General features: G+C 31.5%; 22 protein-coding genes, 1 tRNA gene and 2 pseudogenes. 10 read left to right on the top strand and 15 right to left on the bottom strand.

Going from position 1 to position 24,869, the window contains the following annotated elements; translation table 11 throughout:
- Positions 1-32 precede the first annotated feature (32 nt).
- Entirely contained in the window at positions 33-2,219 is a 2,187-nt protein-coding gene (locus BXU10_RS09190) for a carboxy terminal-processing peptidase (protein ID WP_078227078.1), read from the bottom strand.
- 201 nt (positions 2,220-2,420) lie between these two features.
- On the opposite strand from BXU10_RS09190, the gene surE reads away from it, so the two are divergent.
- The 5 genes and pseudogenes from surE to BXU10_RS09165 all read left to right on the top strand — a co-directional run bounded on the left by surE (position 2,421) and on the right by BXU10_RS09165 (position 7,236).
- Positions 2,421-3,200 carry a 5'/3'-nucleotidase SurE gene (gene surE, locus BXU10_RS09185; RefSeq protein ID WP_078227077.1) on the top strand — a complete coding sequence of 260 codons (780 nt, stop codon included), beginning with the start codon at positions 2,421-2,423 and terminating at the stop codon, positions 3,198-3,200.
- Positions 3,193-3,465: a hypothetical protein gene (locus BXU10_RS09180; RefSeq protein WP_031454233.1), complete on the top strand. Its 273-nt coding sequence runs from the start codon at positions 3,193-3,195 to the stop codon at positions 3,463-3,465. Before surE ends, BXU10_RS09180 begins: the two co-directional genes overlap by 8 nt.
- A gap of 70 nt (positions 3,466-3,535) precedes the next feature.
- Positions 3,536-4,654, top strand: a complete 1,119-nt coding sequence (gene lpxB, locus BXU10_RS09175; protein WP_078227076.1) for a lipid-A-disaccharide synthase — start codon at positions 3,536-3,538, stop codon at positions 4,652-4,654.
- Positions 4,655-4,665: 11 nt separating this feature from the next.
- Positions 4,666-5,148: pseudogene (locus tag BXU10_RS09170) on the top strand (C40 family peptidase).
- A 48-nt stretch (positions 5,149-5,196) separates the two neighbouring features.
- Entirely contained in the window at positions 5,197-7,236 is a 2,040-nt protein-coding gene (locus BXU10_RS09165) for a ComEC/Rec2 family competence protein (protein WP_078227075.1), read from the top strand.
- On the opposite strand, the gene BXU10_RS09160 is transcribed toward BXU10_RS09165, so the two are convergent.
- From BXU10_RS09160 to BXU10_RS09140, 5 genes and pseudogenes are all read right to left on the bottom strand, one after another.
- The gene (locus BXU10_RS09160; protein ID WP_078227074.1) at positions 7,237-7,686 is read right to left on the bottom strand and encodes a hypothetical protein; all 450 of its coding nucleotides are present in this window, start codon (positions 7,684-7,686) and stop codon (positions 7,237-7,239) included.
- A 264-nt stretch (positions 7,687-7,950) separates the two neighbouring features.
- Positions 7,951-8,403 carry a hypothetical protein gene (locus tag BXU10_RS09155; protein ID WP_078227073.1) on the bottom strand — a complete coding sequence of 151 codons (453 nt, stop codon included), beginning with the start codon at positions 8,401-8,403 and terminating at the stop codon, positions 7,951-7,953.
- A gap of 229 nt (positions 8,404-8,632) precedes the next feature.
- Positions 8,633-9,101 (bottom strand): annotated as a pseudogene (locus tag BXU10_RS09150) (thioredoxin family protein).
- Positions 9,102-9,149: 48 nt separating this feature from the next.
- Positions 9,150-10,634, bottom strand: a complete 1,485-nt coding sequence (locus tag BXU10_RS09145; protein ID WP_078227072.1) for a peptide MFS transporter — start codon at positions 10,632-10,634, stop codon at positions 9,150-9,152.
- A gap of 49 nt (positions 10,635-10,683) precedes the next feature.
- Entirely contained in the window at positions 10,684-12,855 is a 2,172-nt protein-coding gene (locus tag BXU10_RS09140; protein WP_078227954.1) for a S9 family peptidase, read from the bottom strand.
- Positions 12,856-13,036: 181 nt separating this feature from the next.
- Here BXU10_RS09140 and BXU10_RS09135 point away from each other — a divergent pair, with 181 nt between their 5' ends.
- Both BXU10_RS09135 and BXU10_RS09130 read left to right on the top strand, forming a co-directional pair.
- Positions 13,037-14,335: a hydroxymethylglutaryl-CoA reductase, degradative gene (locus BXU10_RS09135; RefSeq protein ID WP_078227071.1), complete on the top strand. Its 1,299-nt coding sequence runs from the start codon at positions 13,037-13,039 to the stop codon at positions 14,333-14,335.
- A 129-nt stretch (positions 14,336-14,464) separates the two neighbouring features.
- Positions 14,465-15,385 (top strand): GYDIA family GHMP kinase, encoded by a 921-nt coding sequence (locus BXU10_RS09130; protein ID WP_078227070.1) that lies wholly within the window; start codon positions 14,465-14,467, stop codon positions 15,383-15,385.
- 26 nt (positions 15,386-15,411) lie between these two features.
- On the opposite strand, the gene BXU10_RS09125 is transcribed toward BXU10_RS09130, so the two are convergent.
- From BXU10_RS09125 to BXU10_RS09095, 7 genes are all read right to left on the bottom strand, one after another.
- On the bottom strand, positions 15,412-15,816 hold the full coding sequence (locus tag BXU10_RS09125; protein ID WP_223255415.1) for a hypothetical protein: 405 nt from the start codon (positions 15,814-15,816) through the stop codon (positions 15,412-15,414).
- A 320-nt stretch (positions 15,817-16,136) separates the two neighbouring features.
- A complete protein-coding gene (locus BXU10_RS09120) occupies positions 16,137-18,236 on the bottom strand; it encodes a peptidylprolyl isomerase (protein ID WP_031454220.1) in 2,100 nt (699 codons plus the stop codon).
- 108 nt (positions 18,237-18,344) lie between these two features.
- Complete coding sequence (locus tag BXU10_RS09115) at positions 18,345-19,604, bottom strand: hemolysin family protein (protein ID WP_078227068.1); 1,260 nt, start codon at positions 19,602-19,604, stop codon at positions 18,345-18,347.
- 6 nt (positions 19,605-19,610) lie between these two features.
- Entirely contained in the window at positions 19,611-19,802 is a 192-nt protein-coding gene (locus BXU10_RS09110) for a hypothetical protein (protein ID WP_078227067.1), read from the bottom strand.
- 10 nt (positions 19,803-19,812) lie between these two features.
- The gene (lptC, locus tag BXU10_RS09105) at positions 19,813-20,370 is read right to left on the bottom strand and encodes an LPS export ABC transporter periplasmic protein LptC (protein WP_078227066.1); all 558 of its coding nucleotides are present in this window, start codon (positions 20,368-20,370) and stop codon (positions 19,813-19,815) included.
- Between the two features lie 51 nt (positions 20,371-20,421).
- Positions 20,422-21,648, bottom strand: coding sequence for a membrane protein (locus BXU10_RS09100; RefSeq protein WP_031454216.1), 1,227 nt, complete (start codon positions 21,646-21,648; stop codon positions 20,422-20,424).
- Positions 21,641-22,375, bottom strand: coding sequence for a type III pantothenate kinase (locus BXU10_RS09095; RefSeq protein WP_078227065.1), 735 nt, complete (start codon positions 22,373-22,375; stop codon positions 21,641-21,643). Before BXU10_RS09095 ends, BXU10_RS09100 begins: the two co-directional genes overlap by 8 nt.
- 144 nt (positions 22,376-22,519) lie before the next feature.
- Between BXU10_RS09095 and BXU10_RS09090 the strand changes: the two genes are divergently transcribed.
- Positions 22,520-22,592, top strand: a tRNA-Phe gene (locus BXU10_RS09090).
- A gap of 75 nt (positions 22,593-22,667) precedes the next feature.
- Here BXU10_RS09090 and BXU10_RS09085 read toward each other — a convergent pair.
- Positions 22,668-23,423 (bottom strand): hypothetical protein, encoded by a 756-nt coding sequence (locus tag BXU10_RS09085; RefSeq protein WP_078227064.1) that lies wholly within the window; start codon positions 23,421-23,423, stop codon positions 22,668-22,670.
- Positions 23,424-23,589: 166 nt separating this feature from the next.
- On the opposite strand from BXU10_RS09085, the gene BXU10_RS09080 reads away from it, so the two are divergent.
- Together BXU10_RS09080 and BXU10_RS09075 are read left to right on the top strand one after the other, a co-directional pair.
- Positions 23,590-23,817, top strand: a complete 228-nt coding sequence (locus BXU10_RS09080) for a hypothetical protein (RefSeq protein WP_369801770.1) — start codon at positions 23,590-23,592, stop codon at positions 23,815-23,817.
- Between the two features lie 79 nt (positions 23,818-23,896).
- Positions 23,897-24,451: a hypothetical protein gene (locus tag BXU10_RS09075; RefSeq protein ID WP_078227062.1), complete on the top strand. Its 555-nt coding sequence runs from the start codon at positions 23,897-23,899 to the stop codon at positions 24,449-24,451.
- Positions 24,452-24,579: 128 nt separating this feature from the next.
- On the opposite strand, the gene BXU10_RS09070 is transcribed toward BXU10_RS09075, so the two are convergent.
- Positions 24,580-24,849 (bottom strand): STAS-like domain-containing protein, encoded by a 270-nt coding sequence (locus tag BXU10_RS09070; RefSeq protein WP_078227061.1) that lies wholly within the window; start codon positions 24,847-24,849, stop codon positions 24,580-24,582.
- Between the last annotated feature and the right edge of the window lie 20 nt (positions 24,850-24,869).

The following is a 24,869-nucleotide window of genomic DNA, read 5'->3' as shown; positions in this document are numbered from 1 at the left end:
TTTGATTATAAATTCAACTAATTTTCAAAAAATTATGATTTAACCAGTTTATCTTTTTTAATTTTAGACGAATTAGTTTGTCTATTAAGATTGGTTTTAGCCTGTAAATCATCTAATACGTTCAGAGCCTCTTCAACATAAACATCTTTTGCCAAAGCCTGATGCCAGGCTTCTCTTTTTTCTTTTAAAGAAGCGTCATTAGCAATTTCAGCATTTTCATAAGGCAACGATTTAAAAACTAAATTATTTTTATAATCAGCGATTGGTTTATATTTCTTGCCCTCACTTTCTACTTGCTCTTGTGTTGCTTTAAAACTTTTAATATTTAAACTATAAGTATTCTCTTTGTTTTTAACATCAATCCATTTTGCATTATCTTCAATTAATTTAAATTGAGGATTTTCAGCAATTCTGTTTTTACTATTAAGGATCGCCTGATTAAAATTTTCATTTGAATTCCACATAGTATAGTTTGCAGGATCTATTTTATCCCAAGGCATTGCATTATCCATATCGCGTTCACCCATTTTTAAATAAGCATAACGATCCGGCATAACAACATCACTTTTTACTCCTTCTAATTGGGTTGAACCACCATTAATTCTGTAGAATTTTTGGGCTGTTGCTTTTAATGCTCCAAAATCTCCAAACTCACTATTACGAACAAACTGATTTAAGTCGATAACTGTTTGCACTGTACCTTTACCATAAGTTTGTTTACTGCCAATGATAACACCTCGCTTGTAATCCTGTATTGCTGCTGCCAATATCTCAGATGCCGAAGCAGAGAAACTATTTACCATTATTACCAAAGGTCCATCCCATTCAATTTTTTTATCCTTGTCATATAAAACCTCTTTCTTTTTCCCCGCAGATTTTACCTGAACAATTGGGCCTTCTTCAATAAATAATCCAGCAATATCAACTACAGTAGATAGTGATCCTCCACCATCATCACGCACATCAAGTACAATTCCGCTGATGTTTTCTTTTTTAAGTCTTTCAACTTCTATTGCGATATCTTTACCGGCATCTCTACCATCTTTATTTTCAAAATCAATATAAAATTTAGGTAAATAAATTACACCATATTTTAATCCATTTTTTTCAACAATACTTGATTTTGCATATGTTTCTTCGATTTCTACAACATCTCTAATGATTGAAATAACTTTGATTGTTCCATCTACTTTTTTTACAGTAAGCTTTACTTCTGTTCCTTTTCGTCCTTTAATTTTTTTCACTACATCATCAAGACGCATCCCTACTACATCTACAGGCTCTTCATTACCTTGCCCTACTTTTATGATTAAATCACCCGCTTCAAGCTGTTTTCCTTTCCATGCAGGCCCTCCTGAAATTAGTTCATCTATTTGAGTAAAGTCATTTTTCTTAGTCAAACGAGCACCAATTCCTTCTAATTTTCCGCTAATATTTACATCAAAACGATCTTTTTCCTCTGGTGCAAAGTAACTTGTATGAGGATCAAAACGAGTCATAATTGAATTGATGTAAACCGAGAACCAATCACCTTTGTCCAAATCTTTTATGTTCCCAAAAGACTCATCCAAAGATTTTAAAGAACTTTCACGTGTTTCTTTTTCCAAAGCTTCAAACGATTTTATTTTATAAGCCGGATCCGTTTTCTTTTTATCTTCCTCTAATTTTTGTTTTGTTACTAAAGATGAAAGAGTTGAGAGTTTAATTTGTTTTCTCCATCTTTCATTTATTTCAGCTGTATTTTTTGCATACGGAATCGTCTCATAATCTGCATTAAAAGTCTCATCTATATTATAATTGAATGGCTGTGCCAAAAGAACTTTATACCTTTTTTTGCTTTCTTCCATACGCTTCATTAATCTCGTATAAGTAAGATTAAAAAACGTCAAATCTTTATTAATAAACTGATCATCCAGCATTAATTCATATTGCTTAAATTCATCAATATCAGATTGCAGGAAAAAACGTTTTGAAGGATCAAGCGCTTCAATATAATCTTTAAAAATTCCTTTTGAAAATTCATCATCTATAGGTGGCGGATTATAATGTCCCTTTTCTATAACGAAGGCCAATAACTCCAAAAGCATTTTGTCTTTATTTGGATCCGGATCTATGGTTTTATCTGCATTTACTTTGAATGCAAACAAAGTTACAGACAAGCATAATACGGCTATGAGGATTTTATAATTTCGTTTCATAAATTTAATAATAGCATTCATCAATTTTTTAATCTAAGTTATGGTAAAAACCAAGCCAAAAAAGCCAAGTCTACTATAATTTTTTGTTAAAGATATGAAAATCTTTGAATCGCAAAAAGCTTAGATAAGTTAGTTGACAAATTTTAGTTCATTTGTTACTATTCTAAGAAAATCTGTTCCTACATTTGTCTTCAAAATCTTATATTCACAATAATTCTTACCATGAAAAACAAAAAGCCTTTAATATTAGTAACAAACGATGATGGCATTTCAGCTCCCGGAATCAGAACTTTAATTGATGTTATGGCAACTATTGGTGAAGTGATTGTTGTTGCACCAGATAAGCCTCAAAGTGCTATGGGACATGCCATAACTATCAACAATACTTTATATTTAGATAAAATATCAAAAGAAAACGACACTATTACAGAATATAGCTGCTCAGGAACTCCTGTAGATTGTGTAAAACTGGCAGTCAATGAAATTTTGAAGAGAAAACCTGATTTATGTGTGTCCGGAATAAATCACGGCTCAAATTCTTCTATAAATGTGATTTATTCAGGAACTATGAGTGCCGCTGTTGAAGCAGGAATAGAAGGGATTCCGGCTATAGGATTTTCATTACTAGATTATAATTGGAATGCTGATTTTGAGCCAGCCAAAACATTTGTGAAAAAAATAGTCTTAGAAACCCTTGAAAAAAAATTACCTCATGGTGTTATTTTAAATGTTAATTTCCCGAAGTTAAAAGAAAAAGAAATCAAAGGCATTAAAATCTGCAGACAGGCAAAGGCCCTCTGGGTAGAAAAATTTGACAAACGACAAACGCCTTTTGGAAAGGACTACTACTGGCTTTCAGGCGAATTCGTAAATCAGGATAAAGGAGATGACACTGATGAATGGGCATTAGAAAATGGATACATTTCTGTTGTTCCTGTTCAATTTGACTTAACTGCACATCATGCAATTCAACAACTAAACACATGGGCTCTAAATGAATAAAAAGGACATATTTACAGGCTTTATTATTGGGATTTTCACTTCTTTATTTGGAAGTTATTTGTTCATTACCTTTTTTACAAAATTTGATCTTTCTACTGGAATACAAACAATTAAAGAAAATGGATATTTAGGAAAAGTCATCACATTAGGCACAACTTTGGATCTTATCGTTTTTGCGGTTTTATTAAAAAAGGACAAAGAGTTTATGGCTGGCGGAGTCATTTTAGCAGTGATTGTTTTGGCAATTTCAACTTTACTGACTTAAGTTATATCTTTGCATTACATTTTTCACCTTCATTAAATTCAGGTGATTATTCAAGAAACACTATCTACTCATGAAATACTACATTATTGCAGGTGAAGCCTCTGGCGATTTACACGGTTCTAATTTAATGAAAGCCTTATATGAAGAAGACCCCAAAGCTGAAATTAGATTTTGGGGAGGAGATTTAATGCAAAAAACAGGCGGGACTTTAGTAAAACATTATCGTGAATTGGCCTTCATGGGATTCATAGAAGTGGTTTTTAATTTAAAAACCATTTTAAATAATATTAAATTCTGCAAAAAAGATATTTTAGAATTTAAACCGGATGTCATCATTTTTATTGATTATCCGGGATTCAATATGCGAATTGCAAAATGGGCAAAAGCATTACATTATAAAACTCATTATTACATTTCTCCTCAAATTTGGGCCTGGAAAGAAAACCGAATTACTGCGATAAAAAATGATGTAGATAAAATGTTTGTAATCTTGCCTTTCGAAAAAAGCTTTTACGAAGATAAACATGAATTTCCGGTAGAATTTGTTGGGCATCCTTTAATTGATGCGATTCACAACCAGCCTGTTTTTGACGAAAATATCTTTAGGAAAGAAAATCAATTGAGTGACAAACCAATTGTAGCAGTTTTACCCGGAAGCCGCAAACAGGAAATTACCAAAATGTTAAGCGTAATGTTAAGCGTTGTTGATGACTTTAAAGAGTATCAATTTGTAATTGCAGGTGCGCCTAGTCAGGATTTTGATTTTTACCAACAGTTTATTTCGAATAAAAACATCAAATTTATTTCGAATAAAACATATGATTTACTTCGATCTTCAACAGCTGCTTTAGTAACCTCAGGGACAGCAACTTTAGAAACTGCACTTTTCAAAGTTCCGGAAGTTGTTTGCTATAAAGGAAGCTGGGCATCCTATCAAATTGCAAAGCGCATTATAACCTTAAAATATATTTCACTGGTCAATTTAATCATGGACGAAGAAGTAGTAACCGAATTAATTCAAAATGAATGCAATACAAAAAGAATTAAAGACGAATTACAAAAATTACTAACACCGGATTATCGTCAGGATCTTTTAAAGAAATATGATATCTTAGAACAAAAACTTGGAGGAATTGGAGCCAGTAAAAAAACTGCTAAACTTATAGTTGAAGATTTAAAAAAACAATAAATTTTATCGTTTTGAAAAAGGCACTATTTCTAATCCTATTTTCTATTTTGTCAGTATCATGCAAAACAGGTTCAACTAATGTTAGTAAGGAATCTAAACATGAAACAAAATACATTGTAAATAATTTGATTGAAACTGCTACTGATAATATTGGTACTCGTTACAAAGCTGCCGGAACTACCAAAGCTGGTTTTGACTGTTCGGGATTAGTATATTCTACTTTTGAAAAAGAAAACATAAAACTACCCTGAAGCTCTTATGAACAATCGAAGATTGGAAAAATAATCAAATTTGATGATGCCAAAAAAGGAGATTTAATTTTCTTTAAAACCAATAAAAGCAAGCAAATTAATCATGTTGGACTCATAACAGAAGTCAACCGTGAAGAAATAAAATTTGTACACTCCTCTACGTCAAAAGGAGTAATTATTTCTTCAACAAAAGAAACTTACTATAAAAATTCATTTGCTCAAATTAACAGGATAGTTGAATAAGCTCAAATAAAAAAGTATTTTTCTTACATTTTTTTATACTTTTATGATATGAAAGTATTAAAATTTCCTCTGACAAAAATCACAATTTGTTTTATAATTGGTATTTTGACCGCCTACTTTTGGCAACCGCCTCTATTGTCAATAAATTCTGCTTTAGCTACTGTACTACTTACGTTTACTGTCTCTTATTTTTTATCCAGGAAAAAAAAGCAATTCATTAATCTATTTACTATAAATACATATGTGATATCATTTTTAATCGGCAGCGTAACTTTATTATTTCATACCGAATCATTACAAAAAACAAATTATACAAATTGTAAAAAAGCTTTTGAAAAACCACAAAATATAACCCTTTGTCTGCGTGAAAAATTAAAAGCGAATGATTATAATGACAGATATATTGCTTTAATCAGTAAAATTGATAATCAGCATTATTCAGGACGCATCATTATAAACATTCAAAAAGACAGTTTACCCAATTCACTTATAATTGGAAATATAATTCAGCTAAAAACTACCTTACAAAACAATTCTTCTCCCAAAAATCCGAATCAGTTTGATTACAGTAAATACTTAAATGACAAACAAATCTATGCACAGGTTTATGCTGCAAAATCAGAAATCAGCATTAATAAAAGAATACGAAAAGACATTTGGTATTACACAGCAAAATTGCATACAAGGATTGTAAACAATCTTACCCAAAACCATTTTAATCCGAATGAAATGAATGTCGCCTTAGCCCTTATCTTAGGGCAGAGACAAGAAATATCACCTGATATTGTTCAGGATTATCAATTTTCAGGTGCTACACACATCCTTTCGGTATCAGGACTGCATGTAGGTTTTATTATGTTGTTTATTGCTTTTATTCTAAAACCAATTGGCAATACCCCAAAAGGTTCTTTTATAAAGTTAATTGCGATTTTAACTTCACTAATTATATTTGCCATAATTTCAGGTTTATCTCCCTGTGTCTTACGATCTGTGGTGATGTTTTCATTTTTGGCCATTGGCAATCATTTACGCCGAAATGGCAATACCTATCATACTTTATTAGTTTCAATACTCTTAATATTACTTTTTGAGCCTTACTTTTTATTGGACATTGGTTTCCAACTAAGTTATTTGGCACTATTTTTTATTCTCTGGCTACAGCCAATATTAAAAAGTTTATGGAATCCCAAAAACAAAATTACCGCAAACATCTGGAATGTCTTAACTGTATCATTTGCTGCACAAATTGGAACCCTGCCACTGTGTTTATATTATTTCCATCAATTTCCCGGACTGTTTTTTGTAACTAACATTATTATTATTCCAATTTTATCTTTCATCATGGTTATCGGAATAATAGTCATGATTTTGGCTATTTTTAATATAGCACCACAATTCCTGGTCAAAATCTTAGAAAAAAGTATTTATCTGCTAAATAAGGTCATTCATTTTGTAGCTTCATTTGATTCATTTGTAATAAGAGACATTAGTTTTAACACTTATTATTTATTTGCTTTTTACTTATGGATAACATTAACTATAGTTTGGATAAAAAAACCAAATTATTTAAAACTGACTGCAGTTTTGAGTTCTGTAATTATTTTACAGCTTTCTTTTTTGCTTACAAAAAAAGAAGTCCAGAGCCAACAAGAAATCATTGTTTACAACATAAAGAAAAAAACAAGTATATCTGAAAGAAACGGAAAAAATGTTACTCTTTTTTACAACAATGAGCCGTTAAAAAAAATATCAAAAAATAACGTTTTAAATTCTTATTTAATTGGCAATTTTAGCCTGTTGAAAAAGGAAACAAAAATTAGAAACACTTTGTATTTTAATAATAAAAAGATTTTTATTATTGATAGTTCAGGTATTTATTTAGAGAATGTGCAACCAGATATTTTGCTGCTAATACAATCTCCAAAAATAAATTTAAATCGTCTTTTAAAAAGCACTCACCCTAAAATTGTTATCGCAGATGCATCAAATTCATATTCGATTCAAAAATATTGGAAAACGACTTGCGTGAAACAAAAAATCCCTTTTCATTCTATTACTGAAAAAGGATTTTACAAACTAAGTAATTAATTATTGTGCATTCAATATTAAATTAGAATCGTTTATCCAACCATCAACTCCTGTGAAATTGTACGGCAGCTTACCCAATACACTAAAAGATCTTTCATCATTTCTTATAAAAGCTTTTGCTAAGTACACTTCGGGCAGATTTGCGACTCCAAAGGCATTTTTCAATTTAATATTCTGATCTCTTTCCTCGGTTGACATTTCAGTATCAGATAAGTCAAGTTTTACTAAAATAACATTTTTTCGAGACCATTTCTCAAAATCTTCCGTGTTAAAAACTTCATTTTGCAAATTTTCAGGAGCATTTGCTGCTGTAAATAAAATTAGCATTGGTTTTCTTATTTCATTGCTTAGAAGTATAGCATCTGTAATGTTAGTTTTCCACTCTAATACCTGCGATTTCATTGAAATATTAATCAGAAAGAATGCAAGAATAAGTAATTTTCGGGTCATATTTAATTGGTTTTCGATTATATTAATAAAACTAAATTAACATAAAATAAACATCGAAAGATCCATTTGAAAACAATATTTATTGCTAAAAAGCATTAAAATGAAATCAATAATTTATGATTAAAATTTTAAATTTAATTGAATTTTTAATACTTTAAAATTTCAATTATTCAACTACTGCCTAATTTCTTTTAAATAAAAAACCCTTTCCAGCAATTACCAAGAAAGGGTTGTACGAATAAAGTAAGAAGCTTACCTAAGCTACTATTCACTTGGATGCAAAATAGCTTCTGACTCAGAAATCCATGCTTTAGCACCTCCCGGCTTATATCCAATTTTACCAAGAGCCTGAAAAGTAGTTTTATTTTTTCTGATGGATGCACTTGCAAAGCAAACTTCGGGTAAATCTTCAACGCCAAACGCATTTTTAAGCTTGACATTTTGCTCTTTATCCGTATCTGAGGCATTAGCATCAGATAGATCTAATTTAACTAAAATCACATTATCTCTAGACCAAACTGCAAAATCAGGTGTTTTAAAAACTTCATTTTGTAGATTATTTGGAGCACTCGAAGCAGTAAAAAAAATCAACATCGGCTTATTTTCTTCATTACTTGCAGCGATAGCAGTATCCATACTGGTCTTCCAAACTAAATTTTGGGCTTGAAAAGTTATTGTCCCTAAAAAGAAAATTAATAGAAGTAGTTTTTTATTCATAATATAAAGATTTGGTTGGTTAGCAAAACGAAATTAACATTATATTTTAATTATACAAGATTTTTTACACTTAAAATTATACAATACATTTTTTTAGCCATAATATTTTATCAATATAAAATATTTATCGAAACTACTACACAGAAATTAAAACACATTTTCTTACTAAAACAAAAAATCCTCTCACTTTGAAGTGAGAGGATTTTTAATATTTATTAAAAATGTTTTTTTACATCTTTTGAGATTTAATTATTCCATCAGCTACAGCAAGCCAAGCCGTTGGACCTCCGGCAACGTACCCCGTCTGTCCTAGCCCCTTAAAATTTACTTTTCCATCCTTGCTTTCTGCACTGGCAAAATGAACTGTTGGATATCCTTGGATAGCAAAAGCTTGTTGCAATTCAGCATTTTGAGTTTTAATCTCTGGTGTTTGAGCAGTTCTTCTTGGATAGTCCAATTCAACCAGAATTACATTTTCTTTCGCCCATTTTTGAAATTCTGGTGTTTTCAGGACTTCATTTTGCAAACGGATACACCAACCACACCAATCACTTCCAGTAAAAAACATGAGTAATGGTTTTTTTTTCCTTGTTACTTACCGTTATTGCTTCCTTTATGTCAGTATGCCAATTTAGCTCCTGAGCCTTTACAGCAAAAGAACCAATTATAAAAAATACCAGTATAAATATTTTTTTCATGTCGATTTATTTTCTTCAAATTTAAACAAAAATACTACTGAAAAATGCCTATTTTACTTCTTGCATTAATTTTTTAACAAAGGGAGACAAAACAATAAGTCCCACCCCTGCAATCAATGCATAGATAGCTAATTGATAATAACCATCTGTATATGATTGTAATTTAGACAACAATGAAGACCCTGTATTAGATTTCGACATTTCAGCACCTAATTTTCCAGCCGCTAACTGTCCAAATGCACTTGCAAGAAACCACAAACCCATCATCATACCAAATAATCTTTTTGGAGATAATTTGGTAATAATAGACATCCCAATTGGCCCCAAACAAAGCTCTCCCAAAGTAGTAACTAAATAAGCTAAAGTAAATATGTTTAATGAAGTCATTCCATTTTCATCTGCAAAAAACCTGGTGTAGTAAAAAATGAAAAAAGACGCGGCTAAAAACAAAAATCCTATTCCAAATTTAATAATCGTATTAGGTTCAATTTTCTTATTAGCAAGCCAAAGCCAAAGCAGACCTGCCAGCGGACTAAAAACAATTACGAAAAAAGTATTCGAACTATTATTTACAATATTAGGATCTATATGAAAAAACAACAAACTACTTTTTAAATTATCTTTTGCAAAAAGAGACAGAGAACCTCCACTTTGCTCAAATATAGCCATGAATAAGAAATAACAAAAAATAAATATAAAGGCTGCAAATAACTTCTTTTGCAAACTAATCTCTCCCAGTTTTATCAATTCAAAAATAAAGTATCCAACTGCAACAGTGCCTATAGTATACATGAAATAATCTGTATAACTTGTATTCTTTACCATTATAAAAATCAACGGAATACTTAATATAGAACCTACATAAACTGCAATCTCACGAATTTTTCTTTTTTGTGCCGGCAATTCTAATAATGGAGAATTTCCAATTGGACCTAAATTTTTCTTAGTATATAAAAAAGTGATCAATCCTAAAACCATTACTATTGCTGCGGCCAGAAAACACAATGACCAAGAGTGATATTTCCCTAAATAAATACACAAAGCTCCTCCAAAAAGCCCTCCAATATTTATACCTGCATAAAACATTCCGTAACCGGCATCTCTTCTTGGATCTTTTTCATGGTAAAGTTCACCCACCATAGAAGAAATATTAGGTTTAAAAAAACCAGTTCCAATAATCGAGAAAGCAATTCCATAATAAAACATCGTTTGAGGGGAAAAAGCAATAAGCAAATTCCCAAGGATCATCACTACACCCCCAAAAAACAACGATTTTTTAAAGCCTAAAACTTTATCTGCAAAGATACCGCCAATAAATGTAAATGCATAAACAAAAGCCTGAATAGCACCATATTGCAAACTTGCTGCGTCATCTTTTAAAAGCAGCTGATCCACCATAAAAAAAGTAAGAACCCCACGCATGCCATAAAAGCAAAAACGTTCCCACATTTCAACCATAAATAAAGACCACAATTGTTTTGGATATTTCCCTTTAAAGTCTTGAATTTGTTCTATTGTTAAATTTTGTTCCATATATTTATTTAAGTTGAATTGTATTAAATACCTCTATTCCGTATGTTTATTATAAATTTTCTTTAATAAAATTAGTCATTTTATTGTAGAGCTGAATTCTGGTTTTCCCACCATAAATACCGTGATTTTTATCCGGATATACCTGAGAATCAAATTGTTTGTTAGCCTGAATTAAAGCCTCCATCATTTGCATCGAATTTTGAACATGAACGTTATCATCACCGGAACCGTGAATCAATAAAAATTTACCTTTTAATTTATCAACGTGGTTGATTGGAGAATTCTGATCGTATCCGCTAGCATTTTCTTGTGGAGTCTGCATATATCTTTCTGTGTAAACACTATCATAAAAACGCCAGTTGGTTACCGGAGCAACTGCAATTGCCATTTTGAAAACATCTGCGCCCTGAAAAATACAGTTTGAAGCCATGAAACCACCATAACTCCATCCGAAAATGCCAATTCTTGAAGCATCCACATATGGATAAGCACCTATTACTTTTGCTGCATCGATTTGATCTTCTACTTCAAATTTTCCTAATTCTTTTTGCGTTACTTTTTTGAAATCAGCACCTTTAAAACCTGTACCTCTTCCATCAACACAGGCTACAATGCAACCTTGCTGAGTAAGTGATAAAAACCAATAATCATCAGTGTTGTTCCAGTCGTTATTTACCTGTTGAGATCCCGGACCTGAATATTGGTACATAAAAACAGGATATTTTTTAGAAGGATCGAAATCTTTTGGTTTTAAAATCCAGGCATTTAATTCATTTCCTTTAGCCGTTTTTAAAACAAAGAATTCTTTTGCAGGTAAATTATAAGCTGTTAATTTAGTAGCAAGTGCCTTATTATCTTCAATCACCTGAATTTCTTTTCCGGTTTTCGCTTCATTTAAAGTATAAGTTGTAGGCTGTAAATTACTGGAGAAAGTATTAATAAAGAATTGGAAATTTGGACTGAAAGTAGCTGAATTTGTTCCAATTTTAGCAGTTAAAGCTGTTTTGTTTTTTCCGTCCAATGAAATACGGTAAACTGCTCTGTTGATAGAACCATTTTCTGTAGACTGGTAGAAAATAGTTTTTGTTTTTTCGTCGAAACCGTAGTATGAAGTCACTTCCCAGTTTCCTTTTGTAACCTGATTTTTAAGTTTTCCGGCTTTATCATATAAATAAATATGATTAAATCCATCTTTTTCGCTGGTCCAGATAAAACTGTTATCTTTTAAGAATGTCAAATTATCTGTAACATCAATATATGCCTTATCTTTTTCATTCAGAACCACTTTTGCTAAACCCGTAGTCCCATCTACAAACAACAAATCAAGATTATCCTGATGGCGATTTAAAACCTGAGCTGATAAAGTATTATTATCATTTGTCCATTGTAGTCTTGCGATGTAAAAGTCATTATAATTTGCTAAATCAACTTTTTTAGTGCTATTTCCCGCTACATCAAAAATATGCAAAGAAACTTCTGAATTTTTTTCTCCTGCTTTAGGATATTTGAATGTTTCAATCGACGGATATAAATCTTTATGAAACATAGACATCGAAAATTCCGGAACCTGACTTTCATCAAAACGGATATAAGCTAGTTTTTTACTGTCTTTACTCCAGTCGAATGCCCGGACAAAAGCAAATTCTTCTTCATAAACCCAATCCGTTATACCATTTATAATTGCGTTTTTCTTTCCATCAGTGGTGACTGCTGTAGATTTTTTTGAGGCAACATCATATACGTAAAGATTATTTTCTTTGGCATAAGCAATTTTGGTTCCATCCGGCGAAAAAGTTGGTTCCTGAACCTGAAAATCAAAAAGTTTTGTTAGTGATTTGGATGTAATATCATATAAAAAATAATCTGCTGTAAACGAGTGGCGAAATATCTGATTGGAGTTACAGGCAATTAAAATCTTTTTTTCTGACGCATCAAAAGTATAGCTGTCTATACCGTCTGCAAGTACCGCATGATTTTTTGTATCTATTAAATTTGATACTTTTTTGAGGGTTGCAAAATCATATAAATCAATCTGCATGCTTCTGCTGGCCTGATCAACATTTAAAACAGTATATTGATCTGTGTTTTTTAACGATTGCAGTTCGTCCATTCCTTTAGCACGAAATGCTCCGCTATAAATATTTTCGACTGTTATTTTTTGTTGCCCAAAAACCGTAGCAACTAAAAACAAAAGCATTACAGTAATTTTACTTGAATTCATCAGGATTATTTTAAATATAAAAAAGAGTCCAATTTTAGTAAAAAAATCGAACATAATACACATTTTAACTGTTAAATGTTAAAAAAATAAAATTTAAATCCTTTTTGAATAAAAAAAACATTTCAAATAAAACGCTTAAAATGGTATCTTTGCAACCACTACACTACTTAATAGACTGAGAATGAACAACGCCGTTGCCGGATTTTCTAAATTATCCAAAAAAGAAAAAATAAACTGGATTGCAAATGAATACTTTTCAACCCCCGAAGAAGCCTTAAACATTATAAGAAATTACTGGAATACAGACGAAAAGCTTCAGCAATTACATGATGAATTTATTGAAAACACTATAACCAATTTATATATTCCGCTTGGTGTTGCTCCAAATTTCATGATTAACGGAAAGTACAAAACCATTCCGATGGCAATTGAAGAAAGTTCAGTAGTCGCAGCCGCCTCAAAATCTGCAAAATACTGGGCAACACGTGGAGGTTTTAAAGCAACCGTAATAGATACCGAAAAAATAGGACAAGTTCATTTTACTTTTAATGGAGATGCTGAAAAATTAAACGCTTTCTTCAATAAAATAAAGCCAAAATTCTTTTCTGACACGCAAAATATTACTAAAAACATGCAACAACGTGGTGGTGGAATTCTGGACATTTATTTAAAAGACAAAAGAGACCTGCTCGATAATTACTTCCAGTTACATGCAACATTTGAAACGAAAGACAGCATGGGAGCAAATTTTATTAATTCATGCCTGGAACAATTTGCAACAACCTTAAAAGATGAAGCACAAAATGCAAACTTAGAAATTGAGGTTATAATGAGCATTTTGTCAAATTATGTTCCAAATTGCATTGTAAGAGCCGAAGTTTCATGTCCAATTGAAGATCTAACCGAAAAACACATTCCAAATCCCAGGGATTTTGCCGAACGATTTGTGCAGGCTGTTCAAATTGCCGAGGTTGAACCATTCAGAGCCGTGACACACAACAAAGGGATCATGAATGGTGTTGATGCTGTGGTTCTGGCAACAGGAAATGACTTCAGGGCAGTTGAAGCCGGTGTTCACGCCTATGCATCAAAAAATGGACAATACGCGAGTTTATCTCATGCTAAAATTGAAAACGGAATTTTTACTTTTTGGCTTGAAATCCCACTGGCTTTAGGCACAGTTGGCGGATTAACTTCATTACATCCCCTGGTAAAATTGTGTTTAGAAATTCTCCAAAAACCTTCAGCCAAAGAATTAATGGAAATTGTTGCCGTAGCGGGTTTAGCACAAAATTTTGCCGCTTTGCGCTCTCTAACTACAACTGGTATTCAGGAAGGCCACATGAAAATGCACCTCAATAATATAATCAATCAATTTGAGGCCAACGAAGAAGAGCGCCATTTAATTAAAACTCATTTTAAAAAAACGGCCATATCTCATAACGCTGTAGTAGAATTTATTGAAAATCTAAGAAAATAATATTATCATCCAGAAGCATAATCTATGGATGAAGCTATTCCCGCTGTCCACTAATTCTTTTGTGGCTCCCGATAGCTATCGGGTCCGCCACAAAAAGATATCGTTACCATCGGGGCTAAAAAACAACGAATGAAAAGAACCTTTTACAGCAACGGAAAACTCTTAATAACAGGAGAATATTTAGTCCTTGACGGCGCAAAAGCTTTTGCATTACCAACAAAATTTGGCCAAAATCTAATTATTGAAAACGGTTCAAATCAGGAAATTCAATGGAAAAGCTACAATATTGATGAAAAAATTTGGTTCGAAGATACTATTTCGTTCAATGAAATAATTAATAATGTAAAGGCAGAAATTGAAACCGTAAAAACAACGCTGATTACTATATTACATGAAGCCTATCTTTTAAATCCTGTTTTCATTGATAATGCTAACGGATATAAAGCAATAACACAACTGACGTTTCCTAAAAACTGGGGATTAGGAACATCTTCAACTTTACTCAACAACATTGCACAGTGGACACAAATTGATGCTTTCACGCTACTCAAAAACAGTTTTGGAGGAAGTGGCTACGATATCGCCTGTGCACAAAACGATAGTCCGATTATTTATCGCTTAGAAAACAGTTCCCCTATTGTAGAATCCATAAATTTTAATCCGGATTTTTCTCAAAACATTTATTTTGTATATCTCAATAAAAAGCAAAGCAGCAAACAAGCCATTAGTGCTTACTATAACAACAAAAACAATCATTTAAGCAAAAACATACTTGACAATAATAAAATTACTGATGCGGTTATCAAAGCAAAAACATTGAAAGAATTTGCTCAATCTTTACAAAATCACGAGATTCATATTAGTGATATACTCGAGCTGCAAACTATTAAAGAAAAGGCTTTTCCTGATTTTAACGGAGTTGTTAAAAGTCTTGGTGCGTGGGGTGGTGATTTTGTAATGGTAATTTCTAAAGATAACCCAAGACATTATTTTGCATCAAAAGGATATGATACAATACTTACTTATGATGAAATGATTTTACGAGAGTAATTGTTTTGTCAATAAAAAAATACTAATTAAAAATTTACTTTCTGATCACTAATAGGCTCAGATTCCAAATGTCTGACTTTCTCATTTTCCAGTTCATTAGATTCGATAAGAGTATTATGCAGGCGCTCAGCCATTTTCTCTATACTATTGGTAATCGAATCATAAACTAATTCCATTCTGCGATGTTTTTCTTCTTTTACAGCTCTTAAAACATCTTCAACAAAAACCTTGTCATACTTTTCAGCGACAGAATCGCGGGTATTGGTTAGTCGTATAACATAATCGTTACTTAATATGGTAACTTTAAAATGCTGTTCTTCATTACTTAAATAGTACTTGCCGCCTAATTCATCGACATTAATGTCTGTGTTACTAACTTTTAAAAGTTCAGTTATTATTCCAAAAATATGATTCTCAATTTTGGAATACACCTTAGGTTTTTTGCTAAAAAACTTAAACATAAAACAAATTAAATACCTGATTATTAAAGCATTTACCTATCATCTTTTTCGTAATTTTTTTAATATTTCCTAATTAAATTTATTTTGTTAAAACAAAAATTCTGACAAATTAACTGTAATAAATTGAATATCCCAAATTTTTTAAATCATATTTCTATTATCCCTATATGATTAAGGCTATGAAACTCAGTTTATTACAAAAATATCTTACAAAACATTTTTTTAGAGCAAAGAAAAACCCGAAACATTTAAAACGTTTCGGGTTTGTGTCTTACTTTATTTTACTAAGATTAGTAATTAAACTGTAATCTGTTATCTTCTATTTTAGCATTGTTCTTCAAAGCCGGCAAAATTCTGCTTGCATCAGATGCGCTTTGAGCTTTTACTTTCGATACATATTCAGCATGATTAGCAATAGCTGGTGCTTTAATAGTACTGATATTTTTTACAACATAAACTCCCGTATTCCCCTCGATTGGAGCCGAAATTTTATTAGCTGACAATGCAAACGCATTACCTACAACTTTAGGCTCCTGACCAACTCCACCTGGTAAAGTAGGGTTTTCCATAGTAACATTTGTTGCTTGTTGAACTTTAACCCCAGCAGTTTTAGCGATAGCTTCGATACTTGAACCTGTCATTTTCGCTTTTAATATTTCTGCTTTTTTCTTGTTCTTTAAGATTGGCTCTACATAAGGTCTTGCTAATGTAACAGATACTAAACCTGATTTGTTTTCGCTTTTGTATTGTGCAATTACGTGACCAATATTTGCGATTTCAAAACGTTTTACATCTCCTTCTTTTGTTTCTTTATCAAATGCCCATCTTACAATAGCACGTTGGTTTCCTAATGGACCAAAAGACTCATCCATAGCTTTAGCTGATATAGGAGCTTCAACTTTTAACCCTAATTGTTTAGCTGTAGCATTAAAATCTTTATCAGCGGCATCCATTTCAAATTTTGTTGCCAATGTAAATATTTTATCAGAAGTAGCTTCAGAAGGCTGAATTTTTTGAGCAATGGTAGCTAAACGAATTCCGTCTTGTTTATCAGTAATTTTAATAATATGAAATCCGAATGGAGTTTCAACTAAACCAACTTTTCCAATTCCGTTACTGAACACAAAATCATTGAAAGGTTTTACCATTTGGTTTGGACCAAAATATCCTAAATCACCGCCTTGCTGAGCAGATGAATCATCAGAACTTGTAAAAGCAAGCATCATGAAACTATCAGGATTTGCCTGAACTTGTTTTAAAATATCTTCTGCTTTAGCTTTAGCCTCTTCTTTTGTTCTTTTTTCTTTTTGGTTTGGAGTCTGAGATCCTTCATAACCAATTAAAATGTGACTTGCTTTAGCATTAACACCCGGCTTAAATCCTAAAGATTTAGAAATAGCATAGTATTTTCCAAAAACATATGGTCCATAAATTTGACCCGGAGCTAAACTAAATAATTTATCCGCATCTACTGCAGGTAAAGAATTTTTAGCAATATAGGTTGAATCATAAGGTACATCTGAATTAGCGTTTACAAATTCAGCTACGTTTGTAGCATTTCTAAATCCAGGTAATGTATCATTTTTACCGGTTTTAGCATTATACTCTACTCTTCCGTTTAAAAGCGCAGTAATTTTAGCTTTAATTTCAGCTTCATCTTCTTTTGAAGGTTTGTCTTCAACTAATACATATTGAATTTCACGAGTTGCATCAGCTTTGAATTTTTTCTCGTTTTTCTTCATGTAATCCACAATCTCTGAATCAGAAATTTTTACTTCACTATCCTTAATAGAAGAGTATAAAGCGGCAGCATACGCAAAATTCACTTTGTTTGCTTCCATTTCATATTTCAGCTTTCCTTCGCTGGCAGTAGTATAAAGACCTGATTTTACAAGAGTGTTGTAGATTTGGAATTTTGCATTTAAAGTAGCATCTTTTTCTTTTTCAGTAATAAACTGAGCTGCTTCAGGATTTGCTTTAAAGTATTCTTTGAATTTAGTAATATCAAACATACCTGCAGCATTTAAGAACATTGGATTTTTACCAATATTAGGATCCGCTTTTAAAACTTCCAAAAGGTGTTTTTCTCCAACTCTCAATCCTAATTTATCAAACTGGGTTGATAATAAAGCGATTGAAACTTCCTGATCCCATACTCTGTTTGCAGCTTCAGTGGAAGTAATTCCTTGCCCACTTTTTTCAACATTACTAACTTTAACTCTAAAGTCTTCAAATGAAATATCCTTTCCATCGATGCTTCCTACATCTTTTGAACTTTGACCAAAAGTACCGCTATTGAAAAGATCTTGTATTATAAATGCAAATAATGCAAGTGCAATAACTCCTATCAATAATGCGGAACGCTGTCTAATTTTTGCTAAAACTGCCATTTTTATTATCGTTAATTTTATATTCAGTTTGCGAAAATACAATTATCTGGTTAATAACAATACAACTAGAGTTTTATTTTCGACTTTTTTTTTAAATTATTAAAAAAATTATTCTTTTATAGTCATTTTTACTAATTCGATTTTCTTGTTGGAACATTCTTCTATCACAAAACGATAATTTCCAATACTAATTTTTTCGCTTTTATAAGGAATATCTTTCGTATAGTCAACAATAAATCCTCCTAAGGTTCCATAAGAATCACTTTCCGGGATTCCTAATTTATAGGTTTCATTTAAATATTCAACCTCTAACCTTGCCGAAAAAAGATATACTCCCTCCTTTATTTCCTGTTCGATTAATTCTTCATCCAGATCATGTTCATCTTCAATTTCACCAAAAAGTTCTTCTACAATATCCTCTATCGTAATAATTCCTGAAGTCCCGCCATATTCATCCAGAACAACAGCTACATTTCGCCTTTTTTTGATCAGTAAGTTCAAAGCATCTTTTATCAAAATTGTTTCAGGCACAAATTCAACTGCCATCAAAACTGACTTTATTGTTTTTGGTTTTTTAAACAAATCAAAAGAATGCACATATCCTACAATATCATCCAAAGAATTTTGACTCACAATAATTTTAGAATAGCCTGTTTCTATAAATAAAGATTTAAGATCAGAAACACTGTCAAATAAATCTATATCTACAATTTCTGTTCGGGGGGTCATTATATCTCGTGCCTTTACGCCTGAAAACTCTAATGCGTTCTGAAAAATTTGAATTTCAGAATCGACTTCTTCATTGTCTTCAGCAGCGTTCAGCTGCTCAGAAATATAATTCCCAAGTTCAATTTTACTAAAAAACAACTGTACCTGATCCCCTTTTGTCTTAAAAAATTTTCTTAGAATAAAATCAGAAATCCAAATAAAGAAAGTTGAAATATAATAGAACAACCGGTAAAAAATATAAGCCGGAATGGCAAAAATCCGAATTAGAGAATTGGCATAAATCTGAAAAAAAACTTTTGGAAAAAACTCTGCCGTTATTAAAATAATAAAAGTGGAGATTAAAGTGAGGAGAAACAAATTCGTATAATCAGAAAATTGATACCCTAAATTTGTAATGCATTTCAGAATCAAATCTGCGGTAAAAAAACCATAAACAACTAACGCTACATTGTTACCAATAAGCATTGCCGCAATAAATTTGGATGGTTTTTCTGTAAGTTTTGTTAATATTCCGGAAACAAAATTATCTTGTTTTTTTTCGATTTCAAGATAAATTTTATTAGAGGAAATAAAAGCTATTTCCATTCCTGAAAAAAAGGCTGATAGTATTAAACATAGTATTATAATACTAATTTCCATTTTTTACTATTTTTTATAATGATCGTCAAATTTCTTAGAAAACTTTCTTCTGAAGAAAAACATAAAAACACTTACACCTGCAATCAAAAAACTAAGCCAGGGAGTTCCATCAGCATCGTTTAACTTTGTAATTCCATCATAAATAAAAGCACCTGCAATTAATAAGTAAACGTATTGTGTATATTTTAAGTAATTCATAATTTATATTTTATTCTTCGTCGGCTTCAATTTTTCCGCTTACCCGTTGTGAATTTATCACTTTAAAATCTTTGCTAAAATCTATTCCCTGACCATGCGAAACTCCTTTTGCATCCGTAAGCTTAAATTTTCTTTCGGTGTAAAACCATTCGTTTTTCTGATCAAAGTATAGTTGTTCTGTCTCAAGCACCTGCCCGGCCTCAGACGTAATCTTTACTTTTCCCAGCAAATCAATTATGCCCGTTTGCTTGTAAGAAACCGCATAATTTGCCACTATAAAAGTACGTTTTTGTTTTTTATCATATAATGTAACATCAATTCCTTTAGGAAATTCTGTAAAAGGAAAATCAACACTAGCATAATCCAACATTTTACGGCTTTTCAAAACACCGGTTATACGGCCAGAATCTGTATATTTTATATTGATTGTATCAGCATCTGTTGCAGGAAAAAATTCTGAAAAGTTAATTTTCTGAACTTCTTTAAAATTACTTTCGCAACCAAAAAACAGTGTCACAGCAAGAACTGTGACAACGGTTATAATAGTATGTCTTTTTGGTAAATTCATTCGCCAAATGTAGTAAATTGTATTGAGCTTATAAAAACATAAATTTAAGCATTAGTTGAATTTACTTTTTACGAACCATTTGTCATTAAAAGAGAAACTTAAGCTAAAGTTTAGGTAATTTTCCTGAATCAAATTTGAAGAAACCGTTCCTTTTTTACCATATTCAATTCCAAAATTTACATTAGAAAAAGTTCCCGTAATAGGAAAACCAGCTCCTAATGTCACACCAACATCTTTTATTGATTCATTATTTACAATAAGACCAATTTTTTCATATTTCAATCCTGCTCTATAGGTAACTCGGCTTAAATAACTTGTAAATGAACCGTAGTTGGGAAGGTAATACCCCCCAATTGCATATTTTGCATATTTCTCATAACGCACATCGTCACTTGTGTTATAATAATTTTGAAACTTACCATTACCCTGAAAAGCTACAGTAGTACCCACTAACCATTTTCTTGCCTCACCAATACCTGCACCAATGGTTAATTTGTTTGGTAATTTTAAAGTAGAGCTATTCAGGTCATCTACTGAAGTTGCATCACCATCAACCTCAATAGTTCTTTCACTGTCTGATTTTAGATTGCTTCCAAAAGTATAAGACAAACTGGTAAATAATTCTGTTTTTTTATAAATCTTAGTTTGATACATCGTACCAATATTAAAATTAACCCCGGATAAGGTTGAAGTATTAATTTCTCTTGTAGCGCTTGAAACTCCTGTAATGGCTTCTATACTGGTAGTTTCAATTTTACCAAAGTTGTATTGCATATCAGCACCTACACTCCAATTTGGTTTTATTTTGTAGCCTAATGCCAAAAAGACTTTATTCAAGCCTCCTTTTCCTTCATATTGAGAACTTGTAAGACCCTCTGTACCTGAATTATCATTTCTAATTTTATAACCAACTGATGAAACCGGAATCAATCCAAATCCTGCTCCAAATTTACCCATTGGGATTCCTAAAAGTAAATAATCAAAGGTTGACCTTGTAGAACTGGCTGTCTCCGTTTGTGACTTTACTTTTGAAGTTCCGTAAGTACCGCCAACCGTAAAAGTAGTTTGCATAAGACTGGCATAACTTGCAGGATTCTCAACATTTAAGTGAATACTATCCTGCTCAACCGAAACACCTCCCATTGACCTGTTTTCTAAAGTTCCTTTAAATTTGATGTCCCCAATTCCGTAGAATGAATAAGGTGAAGCAGTACCTTGCTGAGCAAATGAAACGAACGAAATAAGCAAACAAGCGCTTAGTATAATTTTTTTAATCATTGTTGATTTTATATTGAAATGTTTGGTTCAAACTCTCAAGTAAGAAATTTGAATTGGCAAATATGGTATTTTTTAATCGTTTAGCCAAAAATTCTGCATCACCTCCCGTTAAAATTATTATAAAATTTGAATAATTTGCGCGATATTCATCGATAAAACCGTCAATCTCATAGACGAAACCATTGACAATCCCAGAATGTATTGCCTGAAAAGTACTGTTTCCTATATAGGAATCCGGTGCTTCCAGACTCAGCAAAGGCAGCTTAGCTGTGTAATTATGTAACGTTTCGTAACGCAATCGCAGGCCCGGAGAAATTGCTCCGCCTAAATAAGTATCAAATTCGTCGATAAAATCGTAGGTAATACATGTTCCGGCATCAATAACTAATCTGTTTTGTTTGGGGAATTGTAAAGTGGCTCCCGCAGCCAAAACCATCCTGTCTATTCCTAACGTTTTTGGGGTTGCATATTTATTTACAAAAGGAAAAACATCCTCATGGGTCAAAAAATGAATATTAAGTTCTTTTTCTAAAGCCAAAAAAGATTGTCTTTCGATATTTCCGACTGATGCAACGACTAAATCAGAGCAGTTTTGAAATTTTTTTAAAATTTTTTTAATTTTTTTTTCGAGTTCATTTTTCTCAAAAACAAATTTTTCCAAAACAGTACTCCCCTCAAAGACAGCAGCTTTAATTCGGGTATTACCAATATCAACTGTTAAAACCATATTTATTTATTTACCACGGCGAAGGTACGAATTGATTTTTTTTAAAAAAATGTTTTGGATAAACGAAAAATGATTCTATCTTTGCACCCGCAAACACGTTCACAGAAACATACGGAAACTGAAACAAAGTGAATTAATAAGCACGGTACCTTAGCTCAGATGGTAGAGCAATGGACTGAAAATCCATGTGTCCCTGGTTCGATCCCTGGAGGTACCACAAAACCCGAATAGCAATATTCGGGTTTTTTGTTTTTATTAATTTTATATTGATTCCGGATTAATTCCAAATAAACTACCTCATCCAACCTTCAATTTTATAATTTTTAGAAAATAGTTTTCGTTCATTTTTGCCATTATCAGGTTTAAACCAAACCTCAAATCTTGCAGCATACGGATCTCCCCAATCGCCTTCGTAAATTGCAAAATCGTCTCCAGTGCTAAATTTCTTTATACTATCGGTTGGATTATAAATTTGAATTGAACTGGTTCTAGGCAAGTCATCAGTAGAGAGCGCTTCATTATGAGTAATTTCAAATGCTTTTAAATAAATGCGACCGCTTTCAATTTTTCCTATCCAAAAATCATATTCATAAAGTCCAGGCTGAAAAGAATTATAAAGTTGAAAATCGGTTTTTTCTACAATTCTGTTACTGATGCTGTCAGAACGCTGTCCTTCAAACTTTGCATAATGATCCAAATCAACCGGATCATCAATTTGAATGTTTTTCGGAATTGTTAAGTTTTTAGCCCATGTATCTGGTATTTCCTGTTCTATAAAAAATGCCACGACCATATAACCTATAAACATCACAATTGTTCCACCAAACAGAACGAGAGTTATAAGACCTTTAAACCATCTTTTATTAACTAATTGATATATTACTGAAATTAGCAAGCCAAATAACCCAAATACTACCCAAACAAAACCTATTCTGGTCAAAACAGAACTCTCTAAAACATCTGAAGTTATTAAAAACAAAATAGACAAAAACCAAAATAATATTGGTTTCCACCAATTTTCAAAAAAACTTAAAAAATATTTTGTCATATATGTCTCGGCTTTTATTCTTATTCCCTAGAATGTTTTGATTACATCTGCTAATTTACATGGATTTTTACGAAAAAATAAAATAAAGTTGGACTCATATATGGGTTCAATTTTAAAAATAAGTCCAATAATATTGTAGTCCTGATATTTATCTAATTTCAAAATCATGACAAAAAGCCTTTCAAAAGAAACAGAAACCAGACTGATAGATTTTTTCACAAACAGCATTAACCCTAAAGATATGGCAAAAACAATACGACAAATAAACTATATCCTTTCTTTGCAGGTAATGAAAGACTTCGAAACAATGCCAGGAAAAAACAATATTGAGTATAATTTTTATTGTATGAATAGATTAGCCGAAGTTTTAGATCCTTATTTGGATGTTGAGTGAAGAAAGTATTTTAAAGTATGGAAAACCATAAAGCGAAATAGTTATTATAAATTAGATTTGCACTAATAAATTAAAAAAAATGAAAAAACTACTGTTATTTTTTTTACTGTTTAATTTTTTTGCTTTTGGACAAAAAAATATAGATATTAAATTATATATGAAAAAATCAATTTTAAAATACAATAAAGAACATTTAAAAGATCCTTCTAGTTATCAGCTAATAACTTTAACCATCTTATCAACGGAAACTCTTGGTGATATGAGTGCAAAATTATTAGAAGAAATCCCTATAGCCTTAAAATCAATAAATGAAGAAATTGAAAAAAATAATTCGGTAATACTTCTACGTAAGGAAAAAATAAAAGAATTTAAAGAAAAAGGAGATAAAGAAGTTGAAATTGAAGATTGCCTAGAAACTATCAGAGTTTATGAAGCAGATAATATTAAACAAAATGATAGTAAAAAGGAATGGGAATTAATTCGCAAAAAAACTGAAAAAGACTTGGGGAATAAGTATATTGCTTATTACTATGTAGAACACAAATATAGAGCGAAAAATAGTTATGGAGGTTTCGATATTCAAACCGATGTAATAAAATTTGATTCTTCATTCAACATTAAAGGAGTAGAATAATATTCAGAAATAATTCTAAGTTTTTTAATAATAGAATCGCAGGATCTGAATAAAATCAGATTTAAGGATAGTGTCAGCAAACAAAAAAAGCCACTTTTAAGTGGCTTTTAATATTTTTATATAATTTTTTAAAGTGCTGAAATGATAACTCTTTGCACGAAATCATTTGTATTTAAAAAGGCTATTTTAGATTTGAAAACATCTAGCGTAATACTGTCTTTTAATTTACTAAAACATTCGTTTGCAAAAGAATTTGTTACTACATCTACTCCTTCAAAATCTAAATAAACTTTTTCATTAGTTTCTATTTTGTCGATAATCGATACACGAATTTTTGCCCCTAAATCTCTTGTCCCAAGACTTGGACTAATGTCTTTAAAAAGGATTGTATGTGTCATTTTGATAGTATTTGTTATGT

Source organism: Flavobacterium sp. LM4 (assembly GCF_002017935.1).
Classification (GTDB): Bacteria; Bacteroidota; Bacteroidia; order Flavobacteriales; family Flavobacteriaceae; genus Flavobacterium; species Flavobacterium chungangense.
The sequence above is the reverse complement of the archived record's forward strand: the minus strand, read 5'-3'. Positions and strand labels throughout refer to the sequence as shown.

Bases quoted from the DNA above. Each gene is read 5' to 3' on its own strand.
- BXU10_RS09190 (WP_078227078.1), bottom strand. From the start codon at position 2,219: ATGAATGCTATTATTAAATTTATGAAACGAAATTATAAAATCCTCATA.
- surE (WP_078227077.1), top strand. From the start codon at position 2,421: ATGAAAAACAAAAAGCCTTTAATATTAGTAACAAACGATGATGGCATT.
- BXU10_RS09180 (WP_031454233.1), top strand. From the start codon at position 3,193: ATGAATAAAAAGGACATATTTACAGGCTTTATTATTGGGATTTTCACT.
- lpxB (WP_078227076.1), top strand. From the start codon at position 3,536: ATGAAATACTACATTATTGCAGGTGAAGCCTCTGGCGATTTACACGGT.
- BXU10_RS09165 (WP_078227075.1), top strand. From the start codon at position 5,197: ATGAAAGTATTAAAATTTCCTCTGACAAAAATCACAATTTGTTTTATA.
- BXU10_RS09160 (WP_078227074.1), bottom strand. From the start codon at position 7,686: ATGACCCGAAAATTACTTATTCTTGCATTCTTTCTGATTAATATTTCA.
- BXU10_RS09155 (WP_078227073.1), bottom strand. From the start codon at position 8,403: ATGAATAAAAAACTACTTCTATTAATTTTCTTTTTAGGGACAATAACT.
- BXU10_RS09145 (WP_078227072.1), bottom strand. From the start codon at position 10,634: ATGGAACAAAATTTAACAATAGAACAAATTCAAGACTTTAAAGGGAAA.
- BXU10_RS09140 (WP_078227954.1), bottom strand. From the start codon at position 12,855: ATGAATTCAAGTAAAATTACTGTAATGCTTTTGTTTTTAGTTGCTACG.
- BXU10_RS09135 (WP_078227071.1), top strand. From the start codon at position 13,037: ATGAACAACGCCGTTGCCGGATTTTCTAAATTATCCAAAAAAGAAAAA.
- BXU10_RS09130 (WP_078227070.1), top strand. From the start codon at position 14,465: ATGAAAAGAACCTTTTACAGCAACGGAAAACTCTTAATAACAGGAGAA.
- BXU10_RS09120 (WP_031454220.1), bottom strand. From the start codon at position 18,236: ATGGCAGTTTTAGCAAAAATTAGACAGCGTTCCGCATTATTGATAGGA.
- BXU10_RS09115 (WP_078227068.1), bottom strand. From the start codon at position 19,604: ATGGAAATTAGTATTATAATACTATGTTTAATACTATCAGCCTTTTTT.
- BXU10_RS09110 (WP_078227067.1), bottom strand. From the start codon at position 19,802: ATGAATTACTTAAAATATACACAATACGTTTACTTATTAATTGCAGGT.
- lptC (WP_078227066.1), bottom strand. From the start codon at position 20,370: ATGAATTTACCAAAAAGACATACTATTATAACCGTTGTCACAGTTCTT.
- BXU10_RS09100 (WP_031454216.1), bottom strand. From the start codon at position 21,648: ATGATTAAAAAAATTATACTAAGCGCTTGTTTGCTTATTTCGTTCGTT.
- BXU10_RS09095 (WP_078227065.1), bottom strand. From the start codon at position 22,375: ATGGTTTTAACAGTTGATATTGGTAATACCCGAATTAAAGCTGCTGTC.
- BXU10_RS09085 (WP_078227064.1), bottom strand. From the start codon at position 23,423: ATGACAAAATATTTTTTAAGTTTTTTTGAAAATTGGTGGAAACCAATA.
- BXU10_RS09080 (WP_369801770.1), top strand. From the start codon at position 23,590: ATGACAAAAAGCCTTTCAAAAGAAACAGAAACCAGACTGATAGATTTT.
- BXU10_RS09075 (WP_078227062.1), top strand. From the start codon at position 23,897: ATGAAAAAACTACTGTTATTTTTTTTACTGTTTAATTTTTTTGCTTTT.
- BXU10_RS09070 (WP_078227061.1), bottom strand. From the start codon at position 24,849: ATGACACATACAATCCTTTTTAAAGACATTAGTCCAAGTCTTGGGACA.